This window comes from Pseudomonas sp. CP-1, assembly GCF_021213715.1.
GTDB lineage: Bacteria > Pseudomonadota > Gammaproteobacteria > Pseudomonadales > Pseudomonadaceae > Pseudomonas > Pseudomonas aeruginosa.
Genome location: NZ_JAJQKY010000020.1, coordinates 77,280 through 99,788 on the forward strand (window position 1 = coordinate 77,280; position 22,509 = coordinate 99,788).

The following is a 22,509-nucleotide window of genomic DNA, read 5'->3' on the forward strand; positions in this document are numbered from 1 at the left end:
GGAACGATCCTACAGCTTCAGCTCGGCGCTGGCCGGGGCCAGGTCGGCGCCTTTCTGGCCGTCGGGACCGATCAGTTGTACCTGAATTTTCTGGGTGGCGGGGAAGCGCTTGAAGAACTCGGCGAGGGTCAGCAGCTTGAGCAGCTCGGGCTTCTCGCAACTGAGCTGGTAATGGGCGTGGATATCGGCATGACCGTGTTCGTGTTCGTGTTCGTGTTCGTGGCCTGCCTTCTCCTTGTGCGCGTGGGCCGGCGCCTTGTCGCCGAACAGCGGACTCCGCAGTTCCTGGCTGGCCACCGAGCAGCCGGCGGTGACCGGCAGGGCGAACAGCTCCAGCGGTTTTTCCAGCTGCGCGCGGGCCTTGGCCACGGCGGCCTTGTCCGCGTCGGTGCTGGCGGCGTGTTCGAAACCGACCAGGTTCATCGCCGGGCTGTCCAGCTCCAGTTCGAGGGTCTTGCCGTCCAGCGCCACGTTCAACTGAGCGACGCCGTGCTCGTGCTTGCCCAGGCTGCCGTGGGCGTGGTCATGGTCGTGATCGTCATGGGCATGGGCGGCGAACGGCAGCAAGACGAGGGCTAACAGCAGTGGGCGCATGAACGGACTCCGGCAAGGAAGGAAAAGAGTTTGTTACGTTATAACGAATTTTTCCGCCTGCCTAGCCTGGCCGATTTGGCCCCTACGCGCCGACGTGGGAGCATGGCGCGATTCGCTTGTGGAGAAACGAGATGGTGCGGATTCGCGGAAGCATCGGCGACTGGCCGGTGGACCTGACCCTGGAACTGGACGCCGAGGATTGGCGCCAGCTGGCGCAACACGTGCCCCCGCCGCCGCTGGGCGAGCCGCAGATCGCGGCGGCCAGGGCGCCGGCAGCGCCAGTGGATCGCCTGTGGCAGACCGCCCAGGACCTGCTGCGCGGCAGCGGGCGGATCGAGGGGCCGCAGTTGCTGGCGGAGCTGGAGGCGTTCAGCGGCAACGCCGGCGCCGCCAAGCAACTGCTGGTGCGCCTGCGGCACGACGCCCGGGTCAAGGTCGAGGTGGTCGACGGCACCCAGGTGTTCGTCTGGCTGGAGGACTGAGCCCCGCGGACGGGGCTCGGCGACTCAGTAGAGTGCCTGGTACAGCTTGCGGCGGTAGGCGGTGACCAGCGGGTGGTCGTTGCCGAGCAGGTCGAAGACCTGCACCAGGGTCTTGCGCGGCAGGTCGTCCTGGTAGTCGCGGTTGCGCAGGAACAGCTTGAGCAGGCCGTCCAGGGCCGCCTCGTACTGCTGCCGGGCGAGCTGCTGGACGGCCAACTGGTAGGCCGCCTCGTCGTCGCCGGCATCGGCCGCCAGACGGCTCTTCAGCTCTGCGCTGTCGGGCAGGTCGGCAGCCTGGCGCAGGAAGGTCAGTTGCGCGCGGGCGCCGGCCAGGGCCTGCTTGTGCTCGTCGCTCTTCACCGCGTCGAGGATGGCCTGCGCCTCTTCCAGTTCGCCGCGCTCGGCCAGGCAGCGGGCGTAGAGGATCAGCGCCGCGGGGTTGTCGTTGTTCTCCGCCAGCAGGGCTTTCAGGGTCGCTTCGGCGTCGCCGATGCGGCCTTCGGCGAACAGCGCCTGGGCCACTTCCAGCGGGTCTTCGTCGGGCAGCGCCGGTGCTTTCACATGGGGTTCCAGCAGGGCGCGGATCTGCGATTCGGGCTGGGCACCGGCGAAACCGTCGACCGGCTGGCCATCCTTGAACAGGACCACGGTCGGCAGGCTGCGGATGCCGAAGCGCATCACGATGTCCTGCTCGACGTCGCAGTTGACCTTGGCCAGCAGCAATTCGCCCTGGTAGGACTCGGCGATCTGCGCCAGCAGCGGCATCAGCGCCTTGCACGGGGCGCACCAGTCGGCCCAGAAGTCCACCAGGACCGGCTTGTGGAACGAGTTCTCGATGACCAACTGCTCGAAGTTGGCGCCGGTGACGTCGAAGATGTAGGGCGTATCGCTCATGTCGATTCTCGGAAACGCAAGGTGGTGACCACTATAAGTGGGGGCGCGCCGCGCGCAAACAAGCCCGTGCCTCAGGCTTGCCCGCGTTCGGCGTGATACAGGCTGACCAGGCGGAATTCGGCGGGTTCGGCGAGGTCCGGCCAGGTACAGGCGTCGAGCACGTCCAGGCGCCGGTACAGCGGATGACGGAAGTCACGGACCCGCGAGTCGGCGACCAGCGCCTGGCGGCCGCGGCTGAGGAACTGGTCGAGCAGCGGCAGGTTGGCGCGGTCGTAGAGCACGTCGGCCACCAGGATCAGGTCGAAGCGATCGTCCTCGGCGAAGAAGTCCGCCGAATAGCTCAGCTCCACTCCGTTCAGTTCGGCGTTCGCCCGGCTCGCTGCCAGCGCCAGGGGATCCAGGTCGCAAGCCACCACCTCGGCGGCGCCGGCGCGGGCCGCGGCGATCGCCGCCACCCCGGAGCCGCTGCCGAAGTCCAGCACGCGCTTGTCGCGGACCCACTGCGGGCGCGCCGCCAGCCAGCGCGCCAGGACCAGCCCGCTGGCCCAGCAGAAGCACCAGTACGGCGGCTTCTCGAGGATGCGGCGGGTCTCCTCCGGGCTGAACTGGCGGTCCATGTTCTGCGCGTCGATCAGCCACAGGCGCAGGTCGGTGCCGGGCAGCGCGGTGGCGCTGAGCCGGGCGTCGCCGAGCAGCTCGCCCAGCGCCTGGGTCAGGGCTTGCGGTGCCGTCACGGCGCGCGTACCAGGCGCAGTTCGCCGAGGGACTGGGTGGTCGGCTGGGCGATCCGCAACGGATGCAGGCGCCAGGCCAACTGGCCGGACTGGATCACCCGCGCGTGCAGTTCGACGCGCAGCGCGCCGCCAGCCGGCGGGAAGGACTCGGGGTTGAACGGCAGGCGGAAGGGCATGAGTTCGCCGGTGGCCAGCACCGTCTCGCTGGCCAGCAGCCGCTGTGGGCGGTCGCGCTCGTCGATCACCAGCAGTGCCATCTGCACCTCGCTGCCGCGTGGCAGGCTGCCCTGGATGCTGCTCAGCGTTCCGCTCAGCTCGCGCAGGTGGGCCGGCAGCACCGGCTCGACCATGGTCACGCTGCGCGAAGCTTGCGGCGTTGGCGCAGGCTTCGGCTTGTCGCTGGAACAAGCGGCGAGGAGAAGGACGGCCAGCAGGGCGATCGAGCGCAGGGTCATGGGCTGCTCCATAGCGGTGGAATCCGGGCGGCGCTTGTATAGCGCAAAGTGTGATTCTTGTCGCGCTTCGCGTAGGCCGCAACGTCCGATTCTTCTCGCCTCTCCCATCGTGCCGGCGCCGGTCGATTCTGCGGGTGCTCGGTCGGGCGCGGATGCGCTACCATGCGGCTTCCTTCAGCTACGCCTGTATCAGCACCATGCATTGTCCCTTCTGCGGTGCCCATGACACCAAAGTGATTGACTCGCGACTGGTCGCCGAGGGCGATCAGGTGCGCCGGCGCCGCGAGTGCCTGGCCTGCGGCGAACGCTTCACCACCTTCGAGACCGCCGAGCTGGTCATGCCGCGCCTGATCAAGCAGGACGGCAGCCGCCAGCCGTTCGACGAGGACAAGCTGCGCGCCGGCATGCAGCGTGCCCTGGAGAAGCGTCCGGTCAGCGTCGAGCGCCTGGAAGCGGCCATCGGCCACATCAAGCACCAGTTGCGCGCCACCGGCGAGCGCGAGATCAAGTCGCGGGTGCTGGGCGAACTGGTGATGGCCGAGCTGCAGAAGCTCGACGAAGTCGCCTACATCCGTTTCGCCTCGGTTTACCGGCGCTTCCAGGACCTCAACGAATTCCGCGAGGAGATCGAACGCCTCGCCCGCGAGCCGGCCAAGGAATGAACGCCGCCGACCCGCTGTACATGGCCCGCGCCCTGGAACTGGCGCGCCAGGGGCTGTACTCCACCCATCCGAATCCGCGCGTCGGCTGCGTGCTGGTCAAGGACGGCCAGGTGGTCGGCGAGGGCTGGCACGTCCGCGCCGGCGAGCCGCACGCCGAGGTCCATGCCCTGCGCCAGGCCGGCGAAAATGCACGCGGCGCCACCGCCTACGTGACCCTCGAGCCCTGCAGCCACTTCGGCCGCACCCCGCCGTGCGCCGACGCGCTGGTGGGTGCCGGGGTGGCGCGGGTGGTCGCGGCGATGCAGGATCCCAACCCCGAGGTCGCCGGTCGCGGCCTGCTGCGTCTGATGCAGGCCGGTATCGCGGTGCAGAGCGGGGTCCTCGAGGCCGAGGCGCGGGAACTCAACATCGGTTTCATCAAGCGCATGGAACATGGCCTGCCGTTCGTCCGGGTCAAGCTGGCGATGAGCCTGGACGGGCGCACCGCCATGGCCAGCGGGGAAAGCCAGTGGATCACCGGCCCCGCCGCGCGTTCGGCGGTGCAGCGCTTGCGCGCTCGCTCCAGCGTGGTGCTGTCCGGCGCCGATACGCTGCTGGCGGACGATGCGCGGCTCAACGTTCGCCCCGACGAACTGGGCCTGAACGCCGAGCTTACCGCGCTCGCCGCGGCTCGCCAGCCGTTGCGGGTGCTGGTCGACGGGCGCCTGCGGGTGCCGCTGGAATCGGCGTTCTACCAGGCCGGTCCGGCACTGGTGGCGACCTGCGCCGCCGCCTCGGCGCGCGAACGCTTCCAGGACGCCGGTCACGAACTGCTGGCGCTGCCCTCCGCCGAGGGGCATGTCGACCTGCACAAGCTGCTCGTGGAACTGGCGGCGCGCGGCGCCAACGAAGTGCTGGTGGAGGCCGGCCCCCGCCTGGCCGGCGCCTTCGCCCGGCTGGGGCTGGTGGATGAGTACCGGCTGTTCGTCGCGCCGAAGTTCCTCGGCTCCAGCGCCCGTCCTTTGCTCGATTGGCCGCTGGCGCGGATGGCCGATGCGGCGCAGTTGCGGATCGACGACATCCGCGCGGTGGGCGACGACTGGCTGGTCACCGCGCGGCCCCATCCGCGGGACGCCTGAACTTCGCTGCGCGGCGACGCGGCGGACGATGCACAAGCGGCGCAACTGTGGTAAAACGCCACACGGCCATCTTGGTGGCCGTAACGTTCTCAGGGCGGGGTGAAAGTCCCCACCGGCGGTAATGGCGCGCAAGGCGCCTAGCCCGCGAGCGCTTGCCGGACCGGCCACCGCCGGACGACAAGGTCAGCAGACCCGGTGCGATTCCGGGGCCGACGGTCATAGTCCGGATAAAGAGAGAACGGGATTGCCTGCCTGGGCGTACCCTGTGCGCCCGCAAGATCCCCTTCGATCCAAAAAGCCCTGTTTTTCACGAAACAGGAGTTCGTCATATGTCTTCATCTTGGAATACCCGCGCTATGGCACGCAGGCCGCTCGGCGTCGCGCCGGCCATGCTGCGCGCCTGTGCGGCGGAAAAACGGGAGGTCGCATGTTCACCGGCATAATCGAATCGATCGGCAGCGTCCGCGCGATGACGCCCAAGGGCGGCGACCTGCGGGTCTACATCGCCACCGGCAAGCTCGACCTGGGCGACGTCAAGCTCGGCGACAGCATCGCGGTCAACGGCGTCTGCCTGACCGCGGTGGAACTGCCCGGCGATGGCTTCTGGGCCGACGTCAGCCGCGAGAGCCTGGCGCGCACCGCCTTCCAGCACCTGAAGGTGGGCAGCCGGGTGAACCTGGAAAAGGCCCTGACGCCGACCACCCGCCTCGGCGGACACCTGGTGAGCGGCCACGTCGACGGCGTCGGCGAGGTGCTCAAGCGCGAGGAGAACGCCCGCGCCATCCAGTTCACCGTGCGTGCCCCGCGCGAACTGGCCAGGTACATCGCGCACAAGGGCTCGATCACCGTCGACGGCACCAGCCTCACGGTGAACGCGGTGAACGGCGCGGAGTTCGAGCTGACCATCGTCCCGCATACGCTCAGCGAAACCATCATGGCCGAGTACCAGCCCGGACGCCGGGTCAACCTCGAGGTCGACCTGCTGGCCCGTTACCTGGAGCGCCTGCTGCTTGGCGACAAGGCCGCCGAGCCCAGCGCCTCCGGCATCAGCGAAGCGTTTCTCGCCGAGAACGGTTTTCTCAAGTAACCCACGAATTGCATAAGGGGGTGCCCATGGCACTCAACACGATCGACGAACTGATCGAAGACATCCGCCAAGGCAAGATGGTCATCCTGATGGATGACGAGGACCGCGAGAACGAAGGCGACCTGATCATGGCCGCCGAATGCGTCCGCACCGAAGACATCAACTTCATGGTCAAGCATGCCCGCGGCCTGGTCTGCATGCCGATGACCCGCGAGCGTTGCGAGCGCCTCGGCCTGCCGCTGATGGTGCAGCGCAACGGCTCCGGCTTCGGCACCAAGTTCACTGTCTCCATCGAGGCCGCCGAGGGCGTCACCACCGGCATCTCCGCCGCGGACCGCGCCCGCACCGTGCAGGCTGCGGCGGCGAAGAACGCCGTGGCCGCCGACATCGTCAGCCCCGGCCACATCTTCCCGCTGATGGCCCAGCCAGGCGGTACCCTGGCTCGCGCCGGGCACACCGAGGCGGCCTGCGACCTGGCGCGGATGGCCGGGTTCGAACCGTCCGGGGTGATCTGCGAGGTGATGAACGACGACGGCAGCATGGCTCGCCGGCCCGAACTGGAGGCGTTCGCCGCCGAGCACGGGATCAAGATCGGCACCATTGCCGACCTGATCCACTACCGGCTGATCCACGAGCGCACCGTCGAGCGCATCGCCGAGCAGCCGCTGGACAGCGAACTGGGCCACTTCAACCTGATCACCTACCGCGACTCGGTGGAGGGCGACGTGCACCTGGCGCTGACCCTCGGCAAGGTCTGCGCGGAAGAGCCCACCCTGGTCCGCGTGCACAACATGGACCCGCTGCGCGACCTGCTGCAGGTCAACCAGCCGGGCCGCTGGAGCCTGCGCGCGGCGATGACCAAGGTCGCCGAGGCGGGCAGCGGCGTGGTGCTGCTGCTCGGCCACCAGATCGGCGGCGACGACCTGCTCGCCCATGTCCGCGAGATCGCTTCGGCGCCGGCCCCGGCGCCCAAGGCCACCACCACCTACAGCACCGTCGGTGCCGGCTCGCAGATCCTGCGCGACCTCGGCGTGCGCAAGATGCGCCTGCTGAGTGCGCCGATGCGCTTCAATGCGATATCCGGTTTCGACCTGGAAGTTGTAGAATACCTGCCCGCCGAATAAGGCCTGTCCCGCCCGCCGCGTGCAAGATCGCGGCGGGCGCTATGCTGGACCGACCTTTCGACCCTTTTCGCTCGGGGCGCAACGGCGCCCCGGCTCTTTAACAGATGAGACCTGCTCATGACCCTGAAGACCATCGAAGGTACCTTCATTGCTCCCAAAGGCCGCTACGCCCTGGTGGTCGGCCGCTTCAACAGCTTCGTCGTGGAAAGCCTGGTCAGCGGCGCCGTCGACGCCCTGGTCCGCCACGGCGTGGCTGAAAGCGAGATCACCATCATCCGCGCCCCGGGTGCCTTCGAGATCCCGCTGGTGACCCAGAAGGTCGCCCAGCAAGGCGGCTTCGACGCCATCATCGCCCTCGGCGCGGTGATCCGTGGCGGCACCCCGCACTTCGAATACGTGGCCGGCGAGTGCACCAAGGGCCTGGCCCAGGTGTCCCTGCAGTTCGGCATCCCGGTCGCCTTCGGCGTCCTCACCGTCGACTCCATCGAGCAGGCCATCGAGCGCTCCGGCACCAAGGCCGGCAACAAGGGCGCCGAAGCCGCGCTGTCGGCCCTGGAAATGGTCAGCCTGCTGGCGCAGTTGGAGGCCAAGTGAGCAATCAAGACAGCGGCAACCCGGCAGCCAAGCCGCCGAAAGGCAAGACCGCCGCTCGCCGCAAGGCCCGCAGCCTGGCCGTCCAGGCCCTGTACTCCTGGCAGATCGCCGGCCAGCCCCTGCACGAGATCGAGGCGCAGTTCCGCACCGACAACGACTTCTCCGAGGTCGACGGCGCCTACTTCCACGAGATCCTGCACGGCGTGCCGCGACAGAAGAGCGAGCTGGACTCCACCTTCGAGCCCTGCCTGGACCGCCCGCTGGCCGAGATCGACCCGGTCGAGCTGGCCATCCTGCGGCTGTCCACCTACGAGCTGCGCAACCGCATCGACGTGCCCTACAAGGTAGTGATCAACGAGGGCATCGAGCTGGCCAAGACCTTCGGCGCCACCGACGGCCACAAGTTCGTCAACGGCGTGCTCGACAAGCTGGCGCCGCGCCTGCGCGCCGCCGAGCTGCGCGGCGGCAAGCGCTGATCCCGCGCCGGCGGCGTCATGGGTGAGTTCGAGCTGATCCGCCGCTTCTTCGCCGCGGCCGCCTGCGCGGCGCCGGCGACGGAGGTGGCCCTCGGCATCGGCGACGACTGTGCCCTGCTGGCGCCGCCTGCCGGCGAACAGCTGGCGGTCTCCACCGACACCCTGGTGGAAGGTGTGCATTTTCCCGCCGGTTGCGACCCTTTCCTTCTTGCCCAGCGCGCCCTGGCGGTCTCCGCCAGCGACCTGGCGGCGATGGGCGCCGCGCCCCTGGCCTTCACCCTGGCCCTGACCTTGCCGCAGGCCGACGCCGAGTGGTTGCAGGGCTTCGCCCGCGGCCTCGACGCCATGGCCCGGCAGTGCGGCCTGGCCCTGGTCGGCGGCGACACCACGCGCGGCCCGCTGAGCATGACCCTGACCGTATTCGGCAGGGTGCCGGCCGGCCAGGCGCTGACCCGCGCCGGTGCGCGCCCGGGCGACCTGCTCTGCGTCGGGGGCCCGCTCGGCGAGGCTGGAGCGGCGCTGGAACTGGTGCTGGAGCGAAGATCGGCGCCCGCCGAGGTGGCCGAACCGCTGCTGGCGCGCTACTGGACGCCGGCCCCGCAATTCGGTCTGGGCCTCGCCCTGCGCGGCAAGGCCAGCGCCGCCCTGGACATCTCCGACGGGCTGCTCGCCGACTGCGGGCATATCGCCCGCGCTTCCGGCGTCGCCCTGCTGGTCGAATGCCAGCGCTTGCAGGCAAGCGCCGCGTTGAGCGGCCTGCTCGCCGGCGAGGAAGCCTTGCGCCAGCAACTGGCCGCCGGCGACGACTACGTGCTGGCCTTCACCCTGCCGTCTGCGTACCTTGGCGAGATTCGCGCCGCGTGGCCGGCCATGGCCGTCATCGGCCGGGTCGAGGCGGGGCAGGGGGTGCACCTGCTCGACGCCGACGGAAAGGAACTCATACCGGCCGTGGCCGGCTACCAACATTTCGGAACCCAACGTGACTGAGCATCCTGATCAGGCGCCGGCGCAGCCGGTGCCGCCGTCGGTCTGGCGCAATCCCTGGCATTTCCTCGCCTTCGGCTTCGGCTCCGGCACCCTGCCCAAGGCGCCGGGCACCTGGGGGTCGCTGGTGGCCATCCCGTTCATCCCGCTGTGGCAGATGCTGCCGGACTGGGGCTACTGGCTGATGCTGGGAGTGACCATGCTGTTCGGCTTCTGGCTGTGCGGCAAGGTCGCCGACGACCTGCGCGTGCACGACCACGAAGGCATCGTCTGGGACGAGATGGTCGGCATGTGGATAACCCTCTGGCTGGTGCCGGAGGGCTGGTGGTGGCTGCTGATCGGCTTCGTCGTGTTCCGCATCGTGGATATTCTCAAGCCCTGGCCGATCAGTTGGGTGGACCGCAACGTGCACGGCGGCGTCGGGATCATGCTCGACGACGTCCTGGCCGGGGTATTCGCCTGGCTGGTCATGCAGGGTCTAGTCTGGGGATGGGTACACTGGCTGGTCTGAGGCCTCCCATGCGTCTGCTCGTCCTGTTCTGCTGCCTGTGGCTGCTGCCCGGCGTCGCTTCCGCCGCCCCCTCCGTGGGCGAGATCCGCGTGGTCAGCGAAACCTGGACGCGCTACACCCAGGAGGACGGTCGCGGGGTGGCCTGGGACCTGCTGCGGGCCGTCTACGAGCCGGCCGGGGTACGCCTGCGGATCGCCAACGAGCCCTATACCCGGGCGATCGGCCTGGTCCTGCGCGGCGAGGCCGACGCCTGGGTCGGCGCCTACCGCGGGGAAATCGACGAAGCGCTTTACCCTCGCTGGCCCTATGACGTCGATCCGATCGCCGTGCTTTCCCTGAAAGACAATCCGCCGCCGCCACTGGAGGGCCTGAGCCGGTTCCGCCTGTCATGGATGCGTGGCTACGCCTTCGCCCGCTATTTCCCTACCCTGACCCCGCACAGCGAGTTGCAGCGCCGCACCTCGGCGCTGCCGATGCTGCTCAACCACCGGGTCGACTATTTCATCGATTCGCGTCCGGAACTGGAGGAAATGCTCGCAGGGGCCGGAGCGCTGGCGGCTGAGTACCGCATCACCGACGTCACTCGGTTGCCGCTGTATCTTGGCTTCTCCGATTCCCCCAGGGGCCGTGAGCTGCTGGCGCTGTTCGACCGGCGCATGCGGCAGTTGCATGCCAGCGGCGAGCTGGAGCGGATCTTCGCCCGCTGGAACTGGCCCTATGCGCCGTTGAAGGCAATCCTGCCACCCAAGGAGTGATCATGCTGCGGCTGTGCGTCGCCCTGTTTTCCAGCGTTCTCGCGTTGTACTCGCTGGCCGCGCCCCAGGTGTTCGTGGTCGGCCTGTTCCCCGGCGCGGCGGTACTCAACGTCGATGGCCAGCGCAAGCTGGTCAGGGTCGGCCAGACCGGCCCGCAGGGCGTCCAGGTGGTCAGCGCCGACAGCCGCAAGGCGGTGCTGCGGATCGACGGCGTCGAGCGCACCTACGAACTGAGCCGCGAATACAACGAGGCGGGCTATTCGGCGCCGCAGCGGCAAAGCTTCAGCATCGCTCGCGGCACCGGCGGGCACTATTGGGTGGCCGGTTCGGTGAACGGGCAGAACATGCAGTTCCTGGTGGATACCGGCGCCACCAGCATCGCCATGAACGAGAACGAGGCGCGCCGCCTGGGTATCGATTACCGGGTGGACGGCAAGCCGATGGTCGCCTCCACCGCCAGCGGCACCTCGCGCGGCTGGCGGGTGACCCTGGACCGGGTGAAGATCGGCGGTATCGAGTTGCTGGGCGTCGAGGCGGCGGTGATCGAGGGTGGCTATCCGACCGAAGCCCTGCTCGGCATGAGTTTCCTCAACCGGGTGCGCTGGCGCGAGGAACAGGGGATGCTGCTTATCGAGGCCAAGCATTGAATGTCGCTCGCTCATAACCCCGGGTTCTATTCATCGTCCATCTCGATAGGTATTTGCGGCATTTCGAGCTGACCGGGCGCCGGACGCTGCTGGTACAATGGCGGACTTCCGTTTCCCTAGGAGTTCCCCGGTGTCCGTCGTGTTCGTCGCCGCCTCCAAACTGCCGACTCCCTTCGGCGAATTCACCATGCATGGCTTCCTCGACGAGGAGAGCGGCAAGGAACATGTAGCCCTGAGCATGGGCGACATCGCCGATGGCGCGCCGGTGCTTGGCCGCCTGCATTCCGAATGCCTGACCGGCGACGCGCTGTTCAGCCTGCGCTGCGATTGCGGTTTCCAGCTGGAAGGCGCGCTTGCCGCCATCGCCGAGGAGGGCCGCGGCGTGCTCCTCTACCTGCGCCAGGAAGGTCGCGGCATCGGCCTGCTGAACAAGATCCGCGCCTACGAGCTGCAAGATGCCGGCGCCGATACCGTCGAGGCGAACCTGCAACTGGGTTTCGGCGCTGACCAGCGCGACTACGCCATGTGCCAGCCGATGCTCGCGCACCTGGGCGTTTCCTCCCTGCGCCTGATGACCAACAATCCGCGCAAGGTCAAGGCGCTGGAAAGCTACGCCATCACCGTGGCGGAGCGCGTGCCGCTGCAAAGGGGCCTGAACAAGCACAACAGGCGCTACCTGGCGACCAAGGCCGGCAAGCTCGGGCACATGCTCGGCAGCCTGCACCAGGGCGAGGCGGAAACCACGTGAGTCGCCAGCAAGCCCGCGGCGCGCTGGGACGCGCCTGGTGGTTGCAACTGGCGTTGGCGCTGTTGCCGCTGATCCTGGTCGAGTTCTTCCTCGGCGAACTGCAACCCCTTCCCCATGGCCTGGCGATGCCGCTGTTCATCGCCGCGCTGCTGTCGATGTTCGTCAATCTGCCGCTGTTCGGTGCCTACAAGCGTGGTCTCATCGCCACCCAGAAAGCGCTGGATACGGCGGAGGAAGCCGCCGCCTGGACCCGCCTGGCGCAGGTGCGCCGCAAGGCCCTGTTCGGCGCCAGCCTGCCGGCCTGGATCGGCGTGCCGGGTGTGTTCGCCGGGCTCAACGGCGTTGCGCTGATCCTGCTCGGGATCACCAGCCTGGTGCTGTTCTGGCTCTACCGTATTCCGCGTCAACTCGGTTGATGCGCTCGTTCTGGCTGCTCGCCTGCCTGCTCCTCAGCCTTTCCGCCGGGGCGGCGCAGCGGGTGGTCAGCCTGGCGCCTTCGCTGACCGACAGCGTCCTCGAACTCGGCGCCGCGCGCCGCCTGGTCGGCGTGCTGGATGGTGGCGAGCGTCCGGCGGCGATTGGCGACCTGCCTTCCGTCGGCCGCTACGGCCAGGTCAATCTCGAACGCCTGCTGGAACTGCAGCCCGATCTGATCCTGGTCTGGCCCGGCAGCGTGCCCGAGGCGCAGTTGCAGCGTCTGCGGGACTTCGGCATCGCCCTCTTCATCGCCGAACCGCACAGCCTCGACGAACTGGCCCTGCAACTGGCTGCGCTGGGCGAGGCATTGGGCGAGGCCGAGGCCGGCCAGCGGCTGTCGACCAGGTTCCGCGAAGGCATGCGGCGCCTGGCCGAGCGCTACCGGCGGGACAAGCCGCTGAAGGTGTTCTACCAGGTCTGGGACCGGCCGCTGTACACCATTGGCGGACGCCAGGTGATCAGCGATGCGCTGCGCGTCTGCGGTGCCGAGAACCTGTTCGGCGACCTGCCGCAGCCGGCGCCGCAGGTCAGCGTCGAGGCGGTTCTGGCGCGGGACCCGGCGGTCATCGTCGCCGGCAGTCACGCCCAGCTCGAACTCTGGCGGCAATGGCCGGCGCTGGCGGCGACGCGGCGCGGACAGCTGTACCGGATCGAAGACAAGAACCTCGAGCGGCCGAGCTTCGCCATGCTGGCGGCGACCGAGAAACTCTGCCGCTCGCTCGCCGGGGCGCGCTGAACGCTTGCCGGTATCGCGCTGTACCGGCGGATAACGCCGGTGGCGTTATTCGTCCTACGGGCAATTGGGGGGTAGGGCGAATAACCGCAACGCGGTTATCCGCCGTTGTCGCTGGGTTTGGCGCTACTGCCGGTCGAGACGCTGGCGTACCGCCTTTTCGATGCCCGCGGCATCCAGGCCGCATTCGGCGAGCATCTCGCTGGGCTTGGCGTGTTCGACGTAGTAGTCGGGCAGGCCCAGTTGCAGCAGCGGGACTTCGAGGCCCTCGCTGGCGAGGAACTCGCCGACCGCCGAGCCGGCGCCGCCCATCACGGCGTTTTCCTCGATGGTCACCAGCAGTTGTTCGTGGCTGCCCGCCAATTCGCGTACCAGGGCTTCGTCGAGGGGTTTGACGAAACGCATGTCGACGACTGTGGCGTCGAGGCTTTCGGCAACCTTCATCGCCTCCGCCAACTGCACGCCGAAGACCAGCAGTGCGACCCTGCCGCCGCGCCGACGGACCACGCCCTTGCCGATCTCCACCGGTTGCAGGTCCGGATCGATCGGATGGTTGGGGCCGCTGCCGCGCGGATAGCGCACCGCGGCCGGGCCATCGAACAGGTAGCCGGTGGTGAGCAGCTTGCGCAGCTCGTCCTCGTCGCTGGGGGTCATCACCAGCATGCCGGGGATGCAGCGCAGGTAGGAGATGTCGAAGCTGCCGGCGTGGGTCGGGCCGTCCTCGCCGACCAGGCCGGCGCGGTCGATGGCGAACAGCACGTCGAGGTGCTGCACGGCGACGTCATGGATCAACTGGTCGTAGGCGCGCTGGAGGAAGGTCGAGTAGATCGCCACCACCGGTTTCATGCCCTCGCAGGCCATGCCGGCGGCCAGGGTCACGGCATGCTGTTCGGCGATGGCGACGTCGAAGTAGCGTTCCGGGTAGCGTTCGCTGAAGGCCACCAGGTCGGAACCTTCCTTCATCGCCGGGGTGATGCCGAGCAGGCGCGCGTCCTGGGCGGCCATGTCGCACAGCCACTGGCCGAAGACGCTGGAATACTTGGGTCCGCCGGTCTTCTTCGGCGCACTGCCGGGAGCTTCCAGTTTGGTGATCGCGTGGTAGCCGATCGGATCCAGTTCGGCCGGGGCGAAGCCCTTGCCTTTCTTGGTCACCACATGGAGGAACTGCGGGCCCTTCATGTCGCGCATGTTGCGCAGGGTAGCCACCAGGGTCGGCAGGTCGTGGCCGTCGATCGGGCCGATGTAGTTCCAGCCGAGCTCCTCGAACAGGGTGCCGGGGACCAGCATGCCCTTGGCGTATTCCTCGGTGCGCCGGGCGATCTCCCAGGCCCCGGGCAGGCGCGAGAGCACCTTCTTGCTGCCCTCGCGCATGCTGCTATAGGTGCGGCTGGAGAGGATCTTCGCCAGGTAGTTGGAGAGCCCGCCGACGTTGTGCGAGATCGACATGTCGTTGTCGTTGAGGATCACCAGCATGTCGGCGTCGACTTCCGAGGCGTGGTTGAGTGCCTCGAAGGCCATGCCGGCGGTCAGCGCACCGTCGCCGATCACGGCCACCGACTTGCGCTCCTTGCCTTGCAGGCGGGCGGCGATGGCCATGCCCAGGGCGGCGCTGATGGAGGTGCTGGAGTGGCCGACGCCGAAGGTGTCGTACTCGCTCTCTGCGCGGCGCGGGAAGGCCGCCAGGCCGTTCTTCTGGCGCAGGGTGCCCATCAGCTCGCGGCGTTCGGTGAGGATCTTGTGCGGATAGGCCTGGTGGCCGACGTCCCAGACCAGGCGGTCGTCCGGAGTGTCGAAGACGTAATGCAGGGCGATGGTCAGCTCGACCACGCCGAGGCCGGCGCCGAAATGACCGCCGGTCTGCCCGACGGTATACAGCAGGTACTGGCGCAGCTCGTCGGCCAGGGTTTCCAGGTCCGCCTCGCCCAGCCGGCGCAGTTCGGCCGGCGAAGAGGCGCGGTCGAGCAGGGGCGTGGCGGGGCGCTCGCGGGGAATCTCATGGAGCGTCTTGGGCATCAGGCTGTCGTTATGCAATCCGGAGAGGCCAGCAGTTTACCTGATGCACCGGCCGCGCCCAAGCAAGGGAGCCCCTACCTTTGCCGGGGACTTCCGACGACCCGTCGGTCAGTTGCGTCGCTCGACGATGTAGCGGGCCAGTTGGCGCAGCGGGTCGGCGCTCGGCGGAAAACCGTCGAGGGCGGCCAGGGCCAGGTCGCGCAGCTCCAGGGCATAGCCTTTGGCGGCCTCCAGGCCGAGCAGGGCGGGATAGGTCGGCTTGTTGTGCGCCTGGTCCTTGCCCTGGGTCTTGCCGAGGGTGGCGGTGTCGCTTTCCACGTCGAGGATGTCGTCCTGCACCTGGAAGGCCAGGCCGATCGCCTCGGCGTAGCGCTCCAGGGCGGCCAGCGCGGCGGGCTCGGCGCGACCGCTGGCGAGGGCGCCGAGGCGCACGCTGGCTTCGATCAGCGCGCCGGTCTTGTGCCGGTGCATGACTTCCAGGGCCGCCTGGTCGAGGGCCACGCCGACCGAGCCGAGGTCGATCGCCTGGCCGCCGACCATGCCGGCGGAGCCTGCGGCGCGCGCCAGGCGGGTGAGCATTTCCAGACAGACGGCATGTTCCTGCGGATTGCGCCGGGTGTCGGCGAGCACTTCGAAGGCCAGCGCCTGCAAGCCGTCGGCGGCGAGGATCGCGGTGGCCTCGTCGAAGGCCCGGTGGGTGGTCGGCTGGCCACGGCGCAGGTCGTCGTCGTCCATTGCCGGCAGGTCGTCGTGGACCAGCGAGTAGGCATGGATCAGCTCCACCGCGCAGGCCGCGGCGTCGGCGCGCTGCGGCGCACCGCCGAGGGCCTCGCAGGCGGCGTAGGCGAGCAGCGGGCGAACCCGCTTGCCACCGTTCATCACGCTGTAGCGCATGGCCTCGTAGAGGCGTTGCAGTTCTTCGCGGGGAGCGACGAACAGGGCGTCCAGGGCGGCATCGACGCGCGCCTGGCAGCGCGCCTGGTAGGCCGCGATCATGCCTCGTCGCCTTCCGCATCGAACGGCGCTTCGCTGAGCTCGCCGTCGCGTTCGAGGAGGATCTGTACCTTCTGTTCGGCCTGGCTCAGCGACGTCTGGCATTCGCGGGTCAGGCGGATGCCCTGCTCGAAGGCGCCCAGCGACTCTTCCAGCGACAGCTCGCCGCTTTCCAGGCGTTCCACCAGGGTTTGCAGCTCGGTGAGGGACTGTTCGAAATCGAGGGTTTTCTTGCGGGCCATCGGGGGAGTCTCGGCGAGGTGTACAAAACCCCGCGACACTAGCAGAGGGGCGGGGGCCGGGCAAATCGGCGGAAGGTCGCTACGACCGATCGGGACGACCATGGCGGCGGCCTTGGCTAAGGTGGAGAGAGGTCCAGCGAGGAGGAGCCGACAGGCGATGCGCATCCAGGAGGTCCGGGAACGCAGTATTCCCCTTTCCCGTTACGCCGGCGTGGCGGCTGCCACCGGTGGTTTGAGCACCAGCCTGGTGGCGGTGCTCACCGATGCCGTGCGTGACGGTCGGCGTGTGGTCGGCTACGGCCACGCCTCGGTAGGGCGCTACGCCCAGGGCGGGCTGATCCGCGAGCGTTTCACCCCGCGCCTGCTGGGGGCTCCGGCGGACAGCCTGGCGAGCGACGACGGCAGTGGCATCGATCCGTTGCGTGCCTGGGACCTGATGATGCGCGACGAGAAGCCCGGCGGCCACGGCGAACGCTGCGTCGCGGTGGGCGCCCTGGACATGGCCCTGTGGGATGCCGCGGCCAAGGCCGCCGGCCTGCCGCTGCATCGCTTCCTGGCGCGACGCCTGGGGCTGGCGGAAGACTATCCGCAGCGCGTACCGGTCTACGCCGGCGGCGGCTACCCCTATCCGCACGACGACCTGGGACGCCTGGAAGAGGAACTGCGGCGCTTCGTCGATCTCGGCTACACCCACGCCAAGATCAAGATCGGCGCGGCCGGGCTGGACCAGGACCGGCGCCGTATCGACAGGGCGCTGCGGGTTCTCGGCGACGCTTCGCGGCTGGCGGTCGACGCGATGAACCGCTACGACGCGGGGGGCGCGGTCGACGCAGCGAAAGCCCTGGCGCCGCTGGGGTTGTGGTGGTTCGAGGACATCTGCGACCCCCACGATTTCCCTACCCAGGCCGAAGTGGCGGATATCTATCCGGGGCCCATCGGTGCCGGCGAGGCCTTGTTCTCCCTGGCCGAAGCTCGCTTGCTGGACCTCTATGGCGGCTTGCGGCGGGAGCGTGACGTGCTGGTCTTCGACCCCGTGCATTGCTATGGCCTGCCGGGCTACCTGGCGATACTCGACCACCTGTGCGCCCGGGGTTGGCCGCGCGCGGCCTTCCGCCCGCACGCCGGCTACCTGTTCAGCCTGCACCTGGTGGCGGCCCTGCGCCTGGGCTGGGCCGAGGCTACGCCGTCGGCTTTCCGGCCATTCGACGATTTCGCCGGTGCCCTGCCGTTTTCCTCGGGACTGGCGGGGTTGCCACAATCGCCTGGTATCGGCTTCGAGCGCCAGGCGACACTTGCCGGGCTGTTCCACAAGCTTCTGGAGGCCTAGAGAACGGTGATTGGCTGGGGTTGTGCGGAGGCATTAAAAAAGCCGGCTTGTGGCCGGCTTTTCTGGGGTGGGGTTGGCTTACTTCTGATAAGCCGCGCCTGCCTTAGGAATTCTGCATCGACGAGCCGAGGGCTCGTGAAGGAGGCGCTACTCTAGCAAACTCGGCCGGTCCTGCCCAGCATCCCGCGGGGCTCTATTTCGCCGGCTGCGAGCGGCGCCTGGCGAGAGCGCTCAGCACTTGGGCGACGAGGGCTTGGCCGGCTTGCTTTTCTTCACCGGCGATGCCTTGGGTAGCTGGGGCGCGGGAGCGGTATCCGGACTCAGACCCTCCACGCGGTAGCGCCAACCCTTGATGGCTGAGACCTGCCCGTCGGCGAAGCCCTTGCTGTCGGTCAGTTGCAACCAGTACTGGCGCTCCAGTTCCAGAAGCTGGCCCTGCAGCGTGCCGCCGGCGAAACTCTTGAGCGTGAAGGTCAGCAGCGGTTTTTGCCGCGAGGCCTTGGCCGGCGCGACCTCCAGCAGCCTGAGCGCAGCGAACAGGCGTGCGGCCTGCTCGGCTTCCGCCTCGCCCATCAACTGTGGCCTGGATGGGAACTGTCGCAGGCGGATGCCATCGTCCTTTTCGCTGGCTCGGGAAATGTTCAGCCGTACACCGTTGCCATAGGACAGGGTCAGCTCGCGCAACTGTTCGAATGGCAGGTCGGTCAACCGAGGGTCGAGCAGGGCCAGGTCGTTGACCGGCAGGCCGACCGTTCGGTCGATCAGCCAGGCCCGCTCATCGTCGGCCTGCCTGACCAACTGCCCGCCCTGCGAGGTGCGCTTGCCCAGCAACAGAACCAGCGGCGGCGCGTCGCCGCGCTCCAGGGTGATCCGGCTGGCCTGGCCCTTGCCCTGGTCGGAGAGTCCCATGCGCTCGCGGTTTTCCGGCGAGGCGCTCTTTTCCTCCAGCAGGCGCGCGTCGGCCAGGCTGCGCAACAGCTGCCGGATGGTTTCCCCTGAGGCGGGATAGCCGTCCTTGCTGGCGAGCGTCCAGTCCTTGCCATCGCGCCTGGCGCGGATCGTCGGTTGGCCGGGGGTGGCGATGCACAGCGCGATCACCTGGTGCGGTTTCAGCCCTGGCAGCCAGGCGCGGCTCGCAGGCGGTTGCGCGGGCGGTTGCTGCCGTTCGTGGAGCCAGCCCAAGGTTCCGGCGAACAGCGCCAGGGCGAGAGCGAGTCCCGCTATGCTACCCAGGCGCATGTCAGCCCCTCCTCCGGCGCATGCTGCGCCAGCTCCAATGCAGCAGGAGGAGCAGGGTGAGGAGCGCCGGCAGCAGGACCGTATTGGCCAGTTTCACCTGTTCCGCCAGGCGCTCGACATCGGCATTCAGTTGGAACTGCAATTGACGCAGTTGCTGGCGGATGCGCAATTTGTCATCGATGAAGCGGCGCAGCGTCGCTTCCATTTCCGGAGTCACCTCCTGGCCGCCGTCGTCCATCGATTGCTGCAGGGCCCGCAGGTTCTTGTCGGTATCGTTGAGGCTCTGCTGCAGCGCGTTGAGCTGTTCCTGGGCGCGCATCCCGGCCTCGCGGCGGAGCGCTTCCACGCGGGTGAACGGGCGCTTCGTATGGCCTCGCGAGCGTAGGTCGATCAGCGCGTCCGAACCGGAGAGGTAGTCGAGGGCATTGCCGACGAACAGGTCGTTGTCCGCCCATACCTGCGGCTCGTTGTGGCCGGGCTGTTCCTGGAGCCAGAGCGGATTGCTCAGCAGGTCCGTATCGGCGACCAACAGCACATGGATGTTCGCGCTGTCGCTCAGGCCTTCGCCTTGCTTCCCGCGGTCCGCAGGGAAGGCACTCGTCGCCGGCCCCTCGACCTTGGCGGCCAGCACGTAGCGTTCCCCGGTCGGGACCAGGGTGGCGTTGAGCTGCTCCGTCGAGGATTGGCGGAAGCGTTCCAGCGACAGCGGCATGCTGTGCGCCGAGCTGTGCAGCAACGGAATGAAGCGCGTCGAGGCTCCGCCGAGAGGTTCGAGCAGGCCGACGCTGGCGAGGTTGAGGCTTTCCAGGCCGGTGGTCAGCACGTTGTCGTGGGGGAACGTGTCGCCGGGGAGGTGTAGCCAGGTCGGATTGCGCTCCGGGCGACGTTCGGCGTTGGGCTTGATCATGGCGAACGAGGCATCCGCCAGCAGGGTATCCGGCCGCAACTGGACGCCCCAGGAGCGCAGCAACGGGGCCAGGTCGGAGCTTTTCCCGCCGTCTGCATCGGCGAGACTCAGAGGGTCGACGAAGGCCAGCAGCTTGCCGCCGCGCAGGACGAACTGGTCGATGGCGTATTGGGTCTGTTCGGACAATTGCTTGGGGTGCACCAGCATCAACACCGAGACTTCGGCGGGGATTTCCGTCGAAGCGAGCCCCAGGGTGCGGATGTCGAACTGTTGGTAGAGCTTGTCCATCATCGCCCAGGGCCTGCTGCCCGGCTGCCCGTCGGTGGGCGCCTGCCCGGTCATCGGCAGCGAGCTCATCAGGCCGACTACCGTGCGTTCCCGCTGTGCGAGTGCCTGGACCAGGCGGCTGAGATCGTATTCCAGAAGCGGCTCTTCTTCCGGCGAGAAGAACGGGATCACCTGGAGGCCGTCGGTCGGGTTGGTGGCCGCCAGGCCAAAGTAGATGGCTTCGCCATTCGGGCCGATGGGCGGCGCCTGCAGGCCGAAGCGCGCGGCACGGTCCTCGTCGTCGGAGAATGGCAGGGGATCGATCACGAACAATCGGACATTGCCATGGCTCCGCCGTGCATAGAGGTCCAGCACTTCCTCGACGCGGCGGGCGTAGTTGCGCAGGGCGGGTAGGTCACTGGCGCGGCTTTTCGAAAAGAACAGGTAGAGGTTGAGCGGTTCGTCGAGGCTGTCGAGGACTTCCTGGGTGCCGGCGCTGAAGGTGTAGAGCTTCTGCTGGGTGAGGTCGAACTGCTGGTCGCGCAGCAGCAGGCTGGACAGCAGGTTGAAAGCGAGGAACAGCAGGCCGACCAGCAGCAGGCCGACGCCCGAGTACAGGGTTCGTTTCATGGGTGTTTCCTACGCCGCCTTTTTCAGGTCGATGATGATGGTGGTGGCGACCAGCCAGGCGACGATCAGGCTGAAGAAGTAGGCCAGGTCGCGGACGTCGAGCACGCCCCGGCCGAGCGCCTCGAAACGGACCAGCACGCTCAGCGAGGCAATGCCGTCCAGCAACCATTGCGGAAGCCAGCCGGAGAGCGCCTGTTGCACGTGGGGAGTGCCGGCGCCGACGAACAGCAGGCAGACGAGAACGGTCAGGGCAAAGGCGATGATCTGATTCTTCGCCAGCGCCGACATGCAGGATCCGATGGCCAGGTAGCCGCCGGACAGCAGCCAGCCGGCCAGGTAGCCGGCGATGATCGCGCCGTTGTCGGGCGAGCCGAGGTAGTTCACCGTCAGCGGCATCGGGAAGGTCAGCAGCAACGCCAGCCCGGCGCAGAACCAGGCCGCCAGGAACTTGCCGGTGACCAGGGTGGCGCGGGAGACGGGCAGGGTCATCAGCATCTCGATGGAGCCGGACTTGCGCTCCTCGGCCCACAGGCGCATGGCCAGCGCGGGGATCAGCAGGAGGTAGAGCCAGGGCAGGCTGGAAAAGAACGGCGCCAGGTCGGCCTGGCCGCGCTCGAAGAAGTCGCCCAGGTAGAAGGTGGCCACGCCGGAGAGGACGAGGAAGATCAGGGTGAACACATAGGCGAGCGGCGTGGCGAAATAGCTGCCCAGCTCGCGTCTGAAAATGGTGCCGATGGCGGTCATGCGGGGGTTTCTCGGGTCAGTTGGCGGAACACTTCTTCCAGTTGGCCGTGTTCGGTACGCAACCCGGATACCCGCCAGCCGTTGCCGTGGATCAGGCGGTTGAGCGCGGGAAGGATCTGCGCGCCGGGGCGGGCCAGGATGGTCAGGGTGCCGGCCCGGTCGGGGCGTCCTTCGATACCGGCGACGCCGGGGAGCATGGCGATGGCCAGCGGGTCTACCGGTGCTTCGATGCTGAGGCTGACGGCATGGTGGTAGCGGCTGCGGGTCCTGAGTTCGCCCGGGGTGTTGTCGGCCAGCAGGCGGCCGCCGTTGATCACCAGGGCGCGGCTGCACATGAACGAGACTTCCTCGAGGATGTGCGTGGAAATCACCACGATCTTGCTTTCCGAGAGGTTCTTCACCAGTTGCCGGACCTGGTGCTTCTGGTTCGGGTCGAGGCCGTCGGTGGGCTCGTCGAGCAGGAGCAGCTCGGGATCGTGGAGGATCGCCTGGGCCAGCGCGACGCGACGCTTGAAGCCCTTGGACAGGGTTTCGATGATGCTCCTGCGCTCATCCCGCAGCTCCATGCAGTCCATGGCGCTGTCGATGCGCCGACGTTTTTCCCGTCCGCTGTAGTCGCGGATGGACGCGACGAAGGCGAGAAAGCCCTCGACCGTCATTTCTCCGTAGCTGGGAGCGTTCTCCGGCAGGTAGCCGATCAGCTTCTGCGCCTGGCGCGCCTTGTCCTGCATGTCGAAGCCGAAGATGCGTACGCTGCCGGCGCTCGGCGCGAGGAAGCCGGAAAGCATCTTCAGGGTGGTCGACTTGCCCGCTCCGTTTGGGCCGAGGAGACCGACGATCTCTCCCCGGTCGATGCGGAAGCTCAAGTCGTTTACCACCGTCCGGCCGGAAAAGCGTTTGCTCAGTCTGTCTATGTCGATCATGGTTTCACTGGAAGTTGAGCCGTTTGCTGTTATGCGTAGGGGGATCGCATGAGCGCGGTAGATTACCGGGAGTTATTGGCTGGTTTTTCCAGTGGGATCTTTTTGAGATTAGTTACTTATATTGTTGGGAAACTTCCTACGAACTCTCG

The 22,509-nt window shown here is 67.9% G+C and carries 26 protein-coding genes and 1 riboswitch; of the genes, 15 read left to right on the forward strand and 11 right to left on the reverse strand.

Annotation, left to right across the window (positions count from 1 at the left end; all coding sequences use genetic code 11):
* Positions 1–9: 9 nt before the first annotated feature.
* Positions 10–594: a DUF2796 domain-containing protein gene (locus LT948_RS27405; RefSeq protein WP_031638623.1), complete on the reverse strand. Its 585-nt coding sequence runs from the start codon at positions 592–594 to the stop codon at positions 10–12.
* Positions 595–725: 131 nt separating this feature from the next.
* Here LT948_RS27405 and LT948_RS27410 point away from each other — a divergent pair, with 131 nt between their 5' ends.
* Positions 726–1,076, forward strand: a complete 351-nt coding sequence (locus tag LT948_RS27410; protein ID WP_023092434.1) for a hypothetical protein — start codon at positions 726–728, stop codon at positions 1,074–1,076.
* A 24-nt stretch (positions 1,077–1,100) separates the two neighbouring features.
* Here LT948_RS27410 and trxA read toward each other — a convergent pair whose 3' ends face one another.
* The 3 genes from trxA to LT948_RS27425 all read right to left on the reverse strand — a co-directional run bounded on the left by trxA (position 1,101) and on the right by LT948_RS27425 (position 3,171).
* On the reverse strand, positions 1,101–1,970 hold the full coding sequence (gene trxA / locus LT948_RS27415; protein WP_023092435.1) for a thioredoxin: 870 nt from the start codon (positions 1,968–1,970) through the stop codon (positions 1,101–1,103).
* Positions 1,971–2,041: 71 nt separating this feature from the next.
* Positions 2,042–2,704, reverse strand: a complete 663-nt coding sequence (locus LT948_RS27420) for a class I SAM-dependent methyltransferase (protein WP_023092436.1) — start codon at positions 2,702–2,704, stop codon at positions 2,042–2,044.
* Positions 2,701–3,171, reverse strand: coding sequence for a YbaY family lipoprotein (locus tag LT948_RS27425; protein WP_003132387.1), 471 nt, complete (start codon positions 3,169–3,171; stop codon positions 2,701–2,703). Before LT948_RS27425 ends, LT948_RS27420 begins: the two co-directional genes overlap by 4 nt.
* Before the next feature lie 185 nt (positions 3,172–3,356).
* On the opposite strand from LT948_RS27425, the gene nrdR reads away from it, so the two are divergent.
* From nrdR to LT948_RS27490, 13 genes are all read left to right on the forward strand, one after another.
* Complete coding sequence (gene nrdR, locus LT948_RS27430; protein ID WP_003107181.1) at positions 3,357–3,821, forward strand: transcriptional regulator NrdR; 465 nt, start codon at positions 3,357–3,359, stop codon at positions 3,819–3,821.
* Complete coding sequence (gene ribD, locus LT948_RS27435; RefSeq protein ID WP_009877465.1) at positions 3,818–4,939, forward strand: bifunctional diaminohydroxyphosphoribosylaminopyrimidine deaminase/5-amino-6-(5-phosphoribosylamino)uracil reductase RibD; 1,122 nt, start codon at positions 3,818–3,820, stop codon at positions 4,937–4,939. The genes nrdR and ribD overlap by 4 nt, the downstream gene beginning before the upstream one ends.
* Positions 4,940–5,020: 81 nt before the next feature.
* Positions 5,021–5,183: riboswitch (FMN riboswitch) on the forward strand.
* A gap of 183 nt (positions 5,184–5,366) precedes the next feature.
* Complete coding sequence (locus tag LT948_RS27440; protein ID WP_003093316.1) at positions 5,367–6,026, forward strand: riboflavin synthase; 660 nt, start codon at positions 5,367–5,369, stop codon at positions 6,024–6,026.
* A 26-nt stretch (positions 6,027–6,052) separates the two neighbouring features.
* Positions 6,053–7,150: a bifunctional 3,4-dihydroxy-2-butanone-4-phosphate synthase/GTP cyclohydrolase II gene (ribBA, locus tag LT948_RS27445; protein WP_003093313.1), complete on the forward strand. Its 1,098-nt coding sequence runs from the start codon at positions 6,053–6,055 to the stop codon at positions 7,148–7,150.
* A gap of 117 nt (positions 7,151–7,267) precedes the next feature.
* Positions 7,268–7,744 carry a 6,7-dimethyl-8-ribityllumazine synthase gene (ribH, locus tag LT948_RS27450; RefSeq protein WP_003093311.1) on the forward strand — a complete coding sequence of 159 codons (477 nt, stop codon included), beginning with the start codon at positions 7,268–7,270 and terminating at the stop codon, positions 7,742–7,744.
* Entirely contained in the window at positions 7,741–8,220 is a 480-nt protein-coding gene (gene nusB, locus LT948_RS27455) for a transcription antitermination factor NusB (protein ID WP_003093308.1), read from the forward strand. Before ribH ends, nusB begins: the two co-directional genes overlap by 4 nt.
* An 18-nt stretch (positions 8,221–8,238) precedes the next feature.
* Complete coding sequence (gene thiL, locus LT948_RS27460; RefSeq protein WP_023092438.1) at positions 8,239–9,207, forward strand: thiamine-phosphate kinase; 969 nt, start codon at positions 8,239–8,241, stop codon at positions 9,205–9,207.
* On the forward strand, positions 9,200–9,715 hold the full coding sequence (locus LT948_RS27465; protein ID WP_003093304.1) for a phosphatidylglycerophosphatase A family protein: 516 nt from the start codon (positions 9,200–9,202) through the stop codon (positions 9,713–9,715). Before thiL ends, LT948_RS27465 begins: the two co-directional genes overlap by 8 nt.
* Positions 9,716–9,723: 8 nt before the next feature.
* Positions 9,724–10,470 carry a substrate-binding periplasmic protein gene (locus tag LT948_RS27470; RefSeq protein WP_033995436.1) on the forward strand — a complete coding sequence of 249 codons (747 nt, stop codon included), beginning with the start codon at positions 9,724–9,726 and terminating at the stop codon, positions 10,468–10,470.
* Positions 10,471–10,472: 2 nt separating this feature from the next.
* Positions 10,473–11,117 carry a TIGR02281 family clan AA aspartic protease gene (locus tag LT948_RS27475; protein WP_023092439.1) on the forward strand — a complete coding sequence of 215 codons (645 nt, stop codon included), beginning with the start codon at positions 10,473–10,475 and terminating at the stop codon, positions 11,115–11,117.
* 130 nt (positions 11,118–11,247) lie between these two features.
* Positions 11,248–11,865 carry a GTP cyclohydrolase II gene (gene ribA, locus LT948_RS27480; RefSeq protein WP_009313349.1) on the forward strand — a complete coding sequence of 206 codons (618 nt, stop codon included), beginning with the start codon at positions 11,248–11,250 and terminating at the stop codon, positions 11,863–11,865.
* Positions 11,862–12,281 carry a hypothetical protein gene (locus tag LT948_RS27485; protein WP_003093296.1) on the forward strand — a complete coding sequence of 140 codons (420 nt, stop codon included), beginning with the start codon at positions 11,862–11,864 and terminating at the stop codon, positions 12,279–12,281. The genes ribA and LT948_RS27485 overlap by 4 nt, the downstream gene beginning before the upstream one ends.
* Positions 12,281–13,078 (forward strand): cobalamin-binding protein, encoded by a 798-nt coding sequence (locus LT948_RS27490; RefSeq protein WP_003132405.1) that lies wholly within the window; start codon positions 12,281–12,283, stop codon positions 13,076–13,078. Before LT948_RS27485 ends, LT948_RS27490 begins: the two co-directional genes overlap by 1 nt.
* Positions 13,079–13,201: 123 nt before the next feature.
* Here LT948_RS27490 and dxs read toward each other — a convergent pair whose 3' ends face one another.
* From dxs to LT948_RS27505, 3 genes are all read right to left on the reverse strand, one after another.
* A complete protein-coding gene (gene dxs / locus LT948_RS27495) occupies positions 13,202–15,088 on the reverse strand; it encodes a 1-deoxy-D-xylulose-5-phosphate synthase (protein ID WP_023092440.1) in 1,887 nt (628 codons plus the stop codon).
* 108 nt (positions 15,089–15,196) lie between these two features.
* The gene (locus tag LT948_RS27500; RefSeq protein WP_003093289.1) at positions 15,197–16,084 is read right to left on the reverse strand and encodes a polyprenyl synthetase family protein; all 888 of its coding nucleotides are present in this window, start codon (positions 16,082–16,084) and stop codon (positions 15,197–15,199) included.
* Entirely contained in the window at positions 16,081–16,323 is a 243-nt protein-coding gene (locus LT948_RS27505) for an exodeoxyribonuclease VII small subunit (protein WP_003093283.1), read from the reverse strand. Before LT948_RS27505 ends, LT948_RS27500 begins: the two co-directional genes overlap by 4 nt.
* Before the next feature lie 157 nt (positions 16,324–16,480).
* Between LT948_RS27505 and LT948_RS27510 the strand changes: the two genes are divergently transcribed.
* Positions 16,481–17,650, forward strand: a complete 1,170-nt coding sequence (locus tag LT948_RS27510) for a mandelate racemase/muconate lactonizing enzyme family protein (RefSeq protein WP_023092441.1) — start codon at positions 16,481–16,483, stop codon at positions 17,648–17,650.
* A 231-nt stretch (positions 17,651–17,881) separates the two neighbouring features.
* Here LT948_RS27510 and LT948_RS27515 read toward each other — a convergent pair whose 3' ends face one another.
* The 4 genes from LT948_RS27515 to LT948_RS27530 are packed head-to-tail and all read right to left on the reverse strand — an operon-like array spanning position 17,882 to position 22,360.
* Positions 17,882–18,889: a DUF4340 domain-containing protein gene (locus LT948_RS27515; RefSeq protein WP_023092442.1), complete on the reverse strand. Its 1,008-nt coding sequence runs from the start codon at positions 18,887–18,889 to the stop codon at positions 17,882–17,884.
* Between the two features lies 1 nt (position 18,890).
* On the reverse strand, positions 18,891–20,693 hold the full coding sequence (locus LT948_RS27520) for a GldG family protein (RefSeq protein WP_019485999.1): 1,803 nt from the start codon (positions 20,691–20,693) through the stop codon (positions 18,891–18,893).
* A 9-nt stretch (positions 20,694–20,702) separates the two neighbouring features.
* A complete protein-coding gene (locus tag LT948_RS27525) occupies positions 20,703–21,437 on the reverse strand; it encodes an ABC transporter permease (RefSeq protein WP_003110515.1) in 735 nt (244 codons plus the stop codon).
* Positions 21,434–22,360 carry an ABC transporter ATP-binding protein gene (locus tag LT948_RS27530; protein WP_021265270.1) on the reverse strand — a complete coding sequence of 309 codons (927 nt, stop codon included), beginning with the start codon at positions 22,358–22,360 and terminating at the stop codon, positions 21,434–21,436. The genes LT948_RS27525 and LT948_RS27530 overlap by 4 nt, the downstream gene beginning before the upstream one ends.
* Between the last annotated feature and the right edge of the window lie 149 nt (positions 22,361–22,509).

Bases quoted from the DNA above. Each gene is read 5' to 3' on its own strand.
- LT948_RS27405 (WP_031638623.1), bottom strand. From the start codon at position 594: ATGCGCCCACTGCTGTTAGCCCTCGTCTTGCTGCCGTTCGCCGCCCAT.
- LT948_RS27410 (WP_023092434.1), top strand. From the start codon at position 726: ATGGTGCGGATTCGCGGAAGCATCGGCGACTGGCCGGTGGACCTGACC.
- trxA (WP_023092435.1), bottom strand. From the start codon at position 1,970: ATGAGCGATACGCCCTACATCTTCGACGTCACCGGCGCCAACTTCGAG.
- LT948_RS27425 (WP_003132387.1), bottom strand. From the start codon at position 3,171: ATGGAGCAGCCCATGACCCTGCGCTCGATCGCCCTGCTGGCCGTCCTT.
- nrdR (WP_003107181.1), top strand. From the start codon at position 3,357: ATGCATTGTCCCTTCTGCGGTGCCCATGACACCAAAGTGATTGACTCG.
- ribD (WP_009877465.1), top strand. From the start codon at position 3,818: ATGAACGCCGCCGACCCGCTGTACATGGCCCGCGCCCTGGAACTGGCG.
- LT948_RS27440 (WP_003093316.1), top strand. From the start codon at position 5,367: ATGTTCACCGGCATAATCGAATCGATCGGCAGCGTCCGCGCGATGACG.
- ribBA (WP_003093313.1), top strand. From the start codon at position 6,053: ATGGCACTCAACACGATCGACGAACTGATCGAAGACATCCGCCAAGGC.
- ribH (WP_003093311.1), top strand. From the start codon at position 7,268: ATGACCCTGAAGACCATCGAAGGTACCTTCATTGCTCCCAAAGGCCGC.
- thiL (WP_023092438.1), top strand. From the start codon at position 8,239: ATGGGTGAGTTCGAGCTGATCCGCCGCTTCTTCGCCGCGGCCGCCTGC.
- LT948_RS27470 (WP_033995436.1), top strand. From the start codon at position 9,724: ATGCGTCTGCTCGTCCTGTTCTGCTGCCTGTGGCTGCTGCCCGGCGTC.
- LT948_RS27475 (WP_023092439.1), top strand. From the start codon at position 10,473: ATGCTGCGGCTGTGCGTCGCCCTGTTTTCCAGCGTTCTCGCGTTGTAC.
- LT948_RS27490 (WP_003132405.1), top strand. From the start codon at position 12,281: ATGCGCTCGTTCTGGCTGCTCGCCTGCCTGCTCCTCAGCCTTTCCGCC.
- dxs (WP_023092440.1), bottom strand. From the start codon at position 15,088: ATGCCCAAGACGCTCCATGAGATTCCCCGCGAGCGCCCCGCCACGCCC.
- LT948_RS27500 (WP_003093289.1), bottom strand. From the start codon at position 16,084: ATGATCGCGGCCTACCAGGCGCGCTGCCAGGCGCGCGTCGATGCCGCC.
- LT948_RS27505 (WP_003093283.1), bottom strand. From the start codon at position 16,323: ATGGCCCGCAAGAAAACCCTCGATTTCGAACAGTCCCTCACCGAGCTG.
- LT948_RS27510 (WP_023092441.1), top strand. From the start codon at position 16,481: ATGCGCATCCAGGAGGTCCGGGAACGCAGTATTCCCCTTTCCCGTTAC.
- LT948_RS27515 (WP_023092442.1), bottom strand. From the start codon at position 18,889: ATGCGCCTGGGTAGCATAGCGGGACTCGCTCTCGCCCTGGCGCTGTTC.
- LT948_RS27520 (WP_019485999.1), bottom strand. From the start codon at position 20,693: ATGAAACGAACCCTGTACTCGGGCGTCGGCCTGCTGCTGGTCGGCCTG.
- LT948_RS27525 (WP_003110515.1), bottom strand. From the start codon at position 21,437: ATGACCGCCATCGGCACCATTTTCAGACGCGAGCTGGGCAGCTATTTC.
- LT948_RS27530 (WP_021265270.1), bottom strand. From the start codon at position 22,360: ATGATCGACATAGACAGACTGAGCAAACGCTTTTCCGGCCGGACGGTG.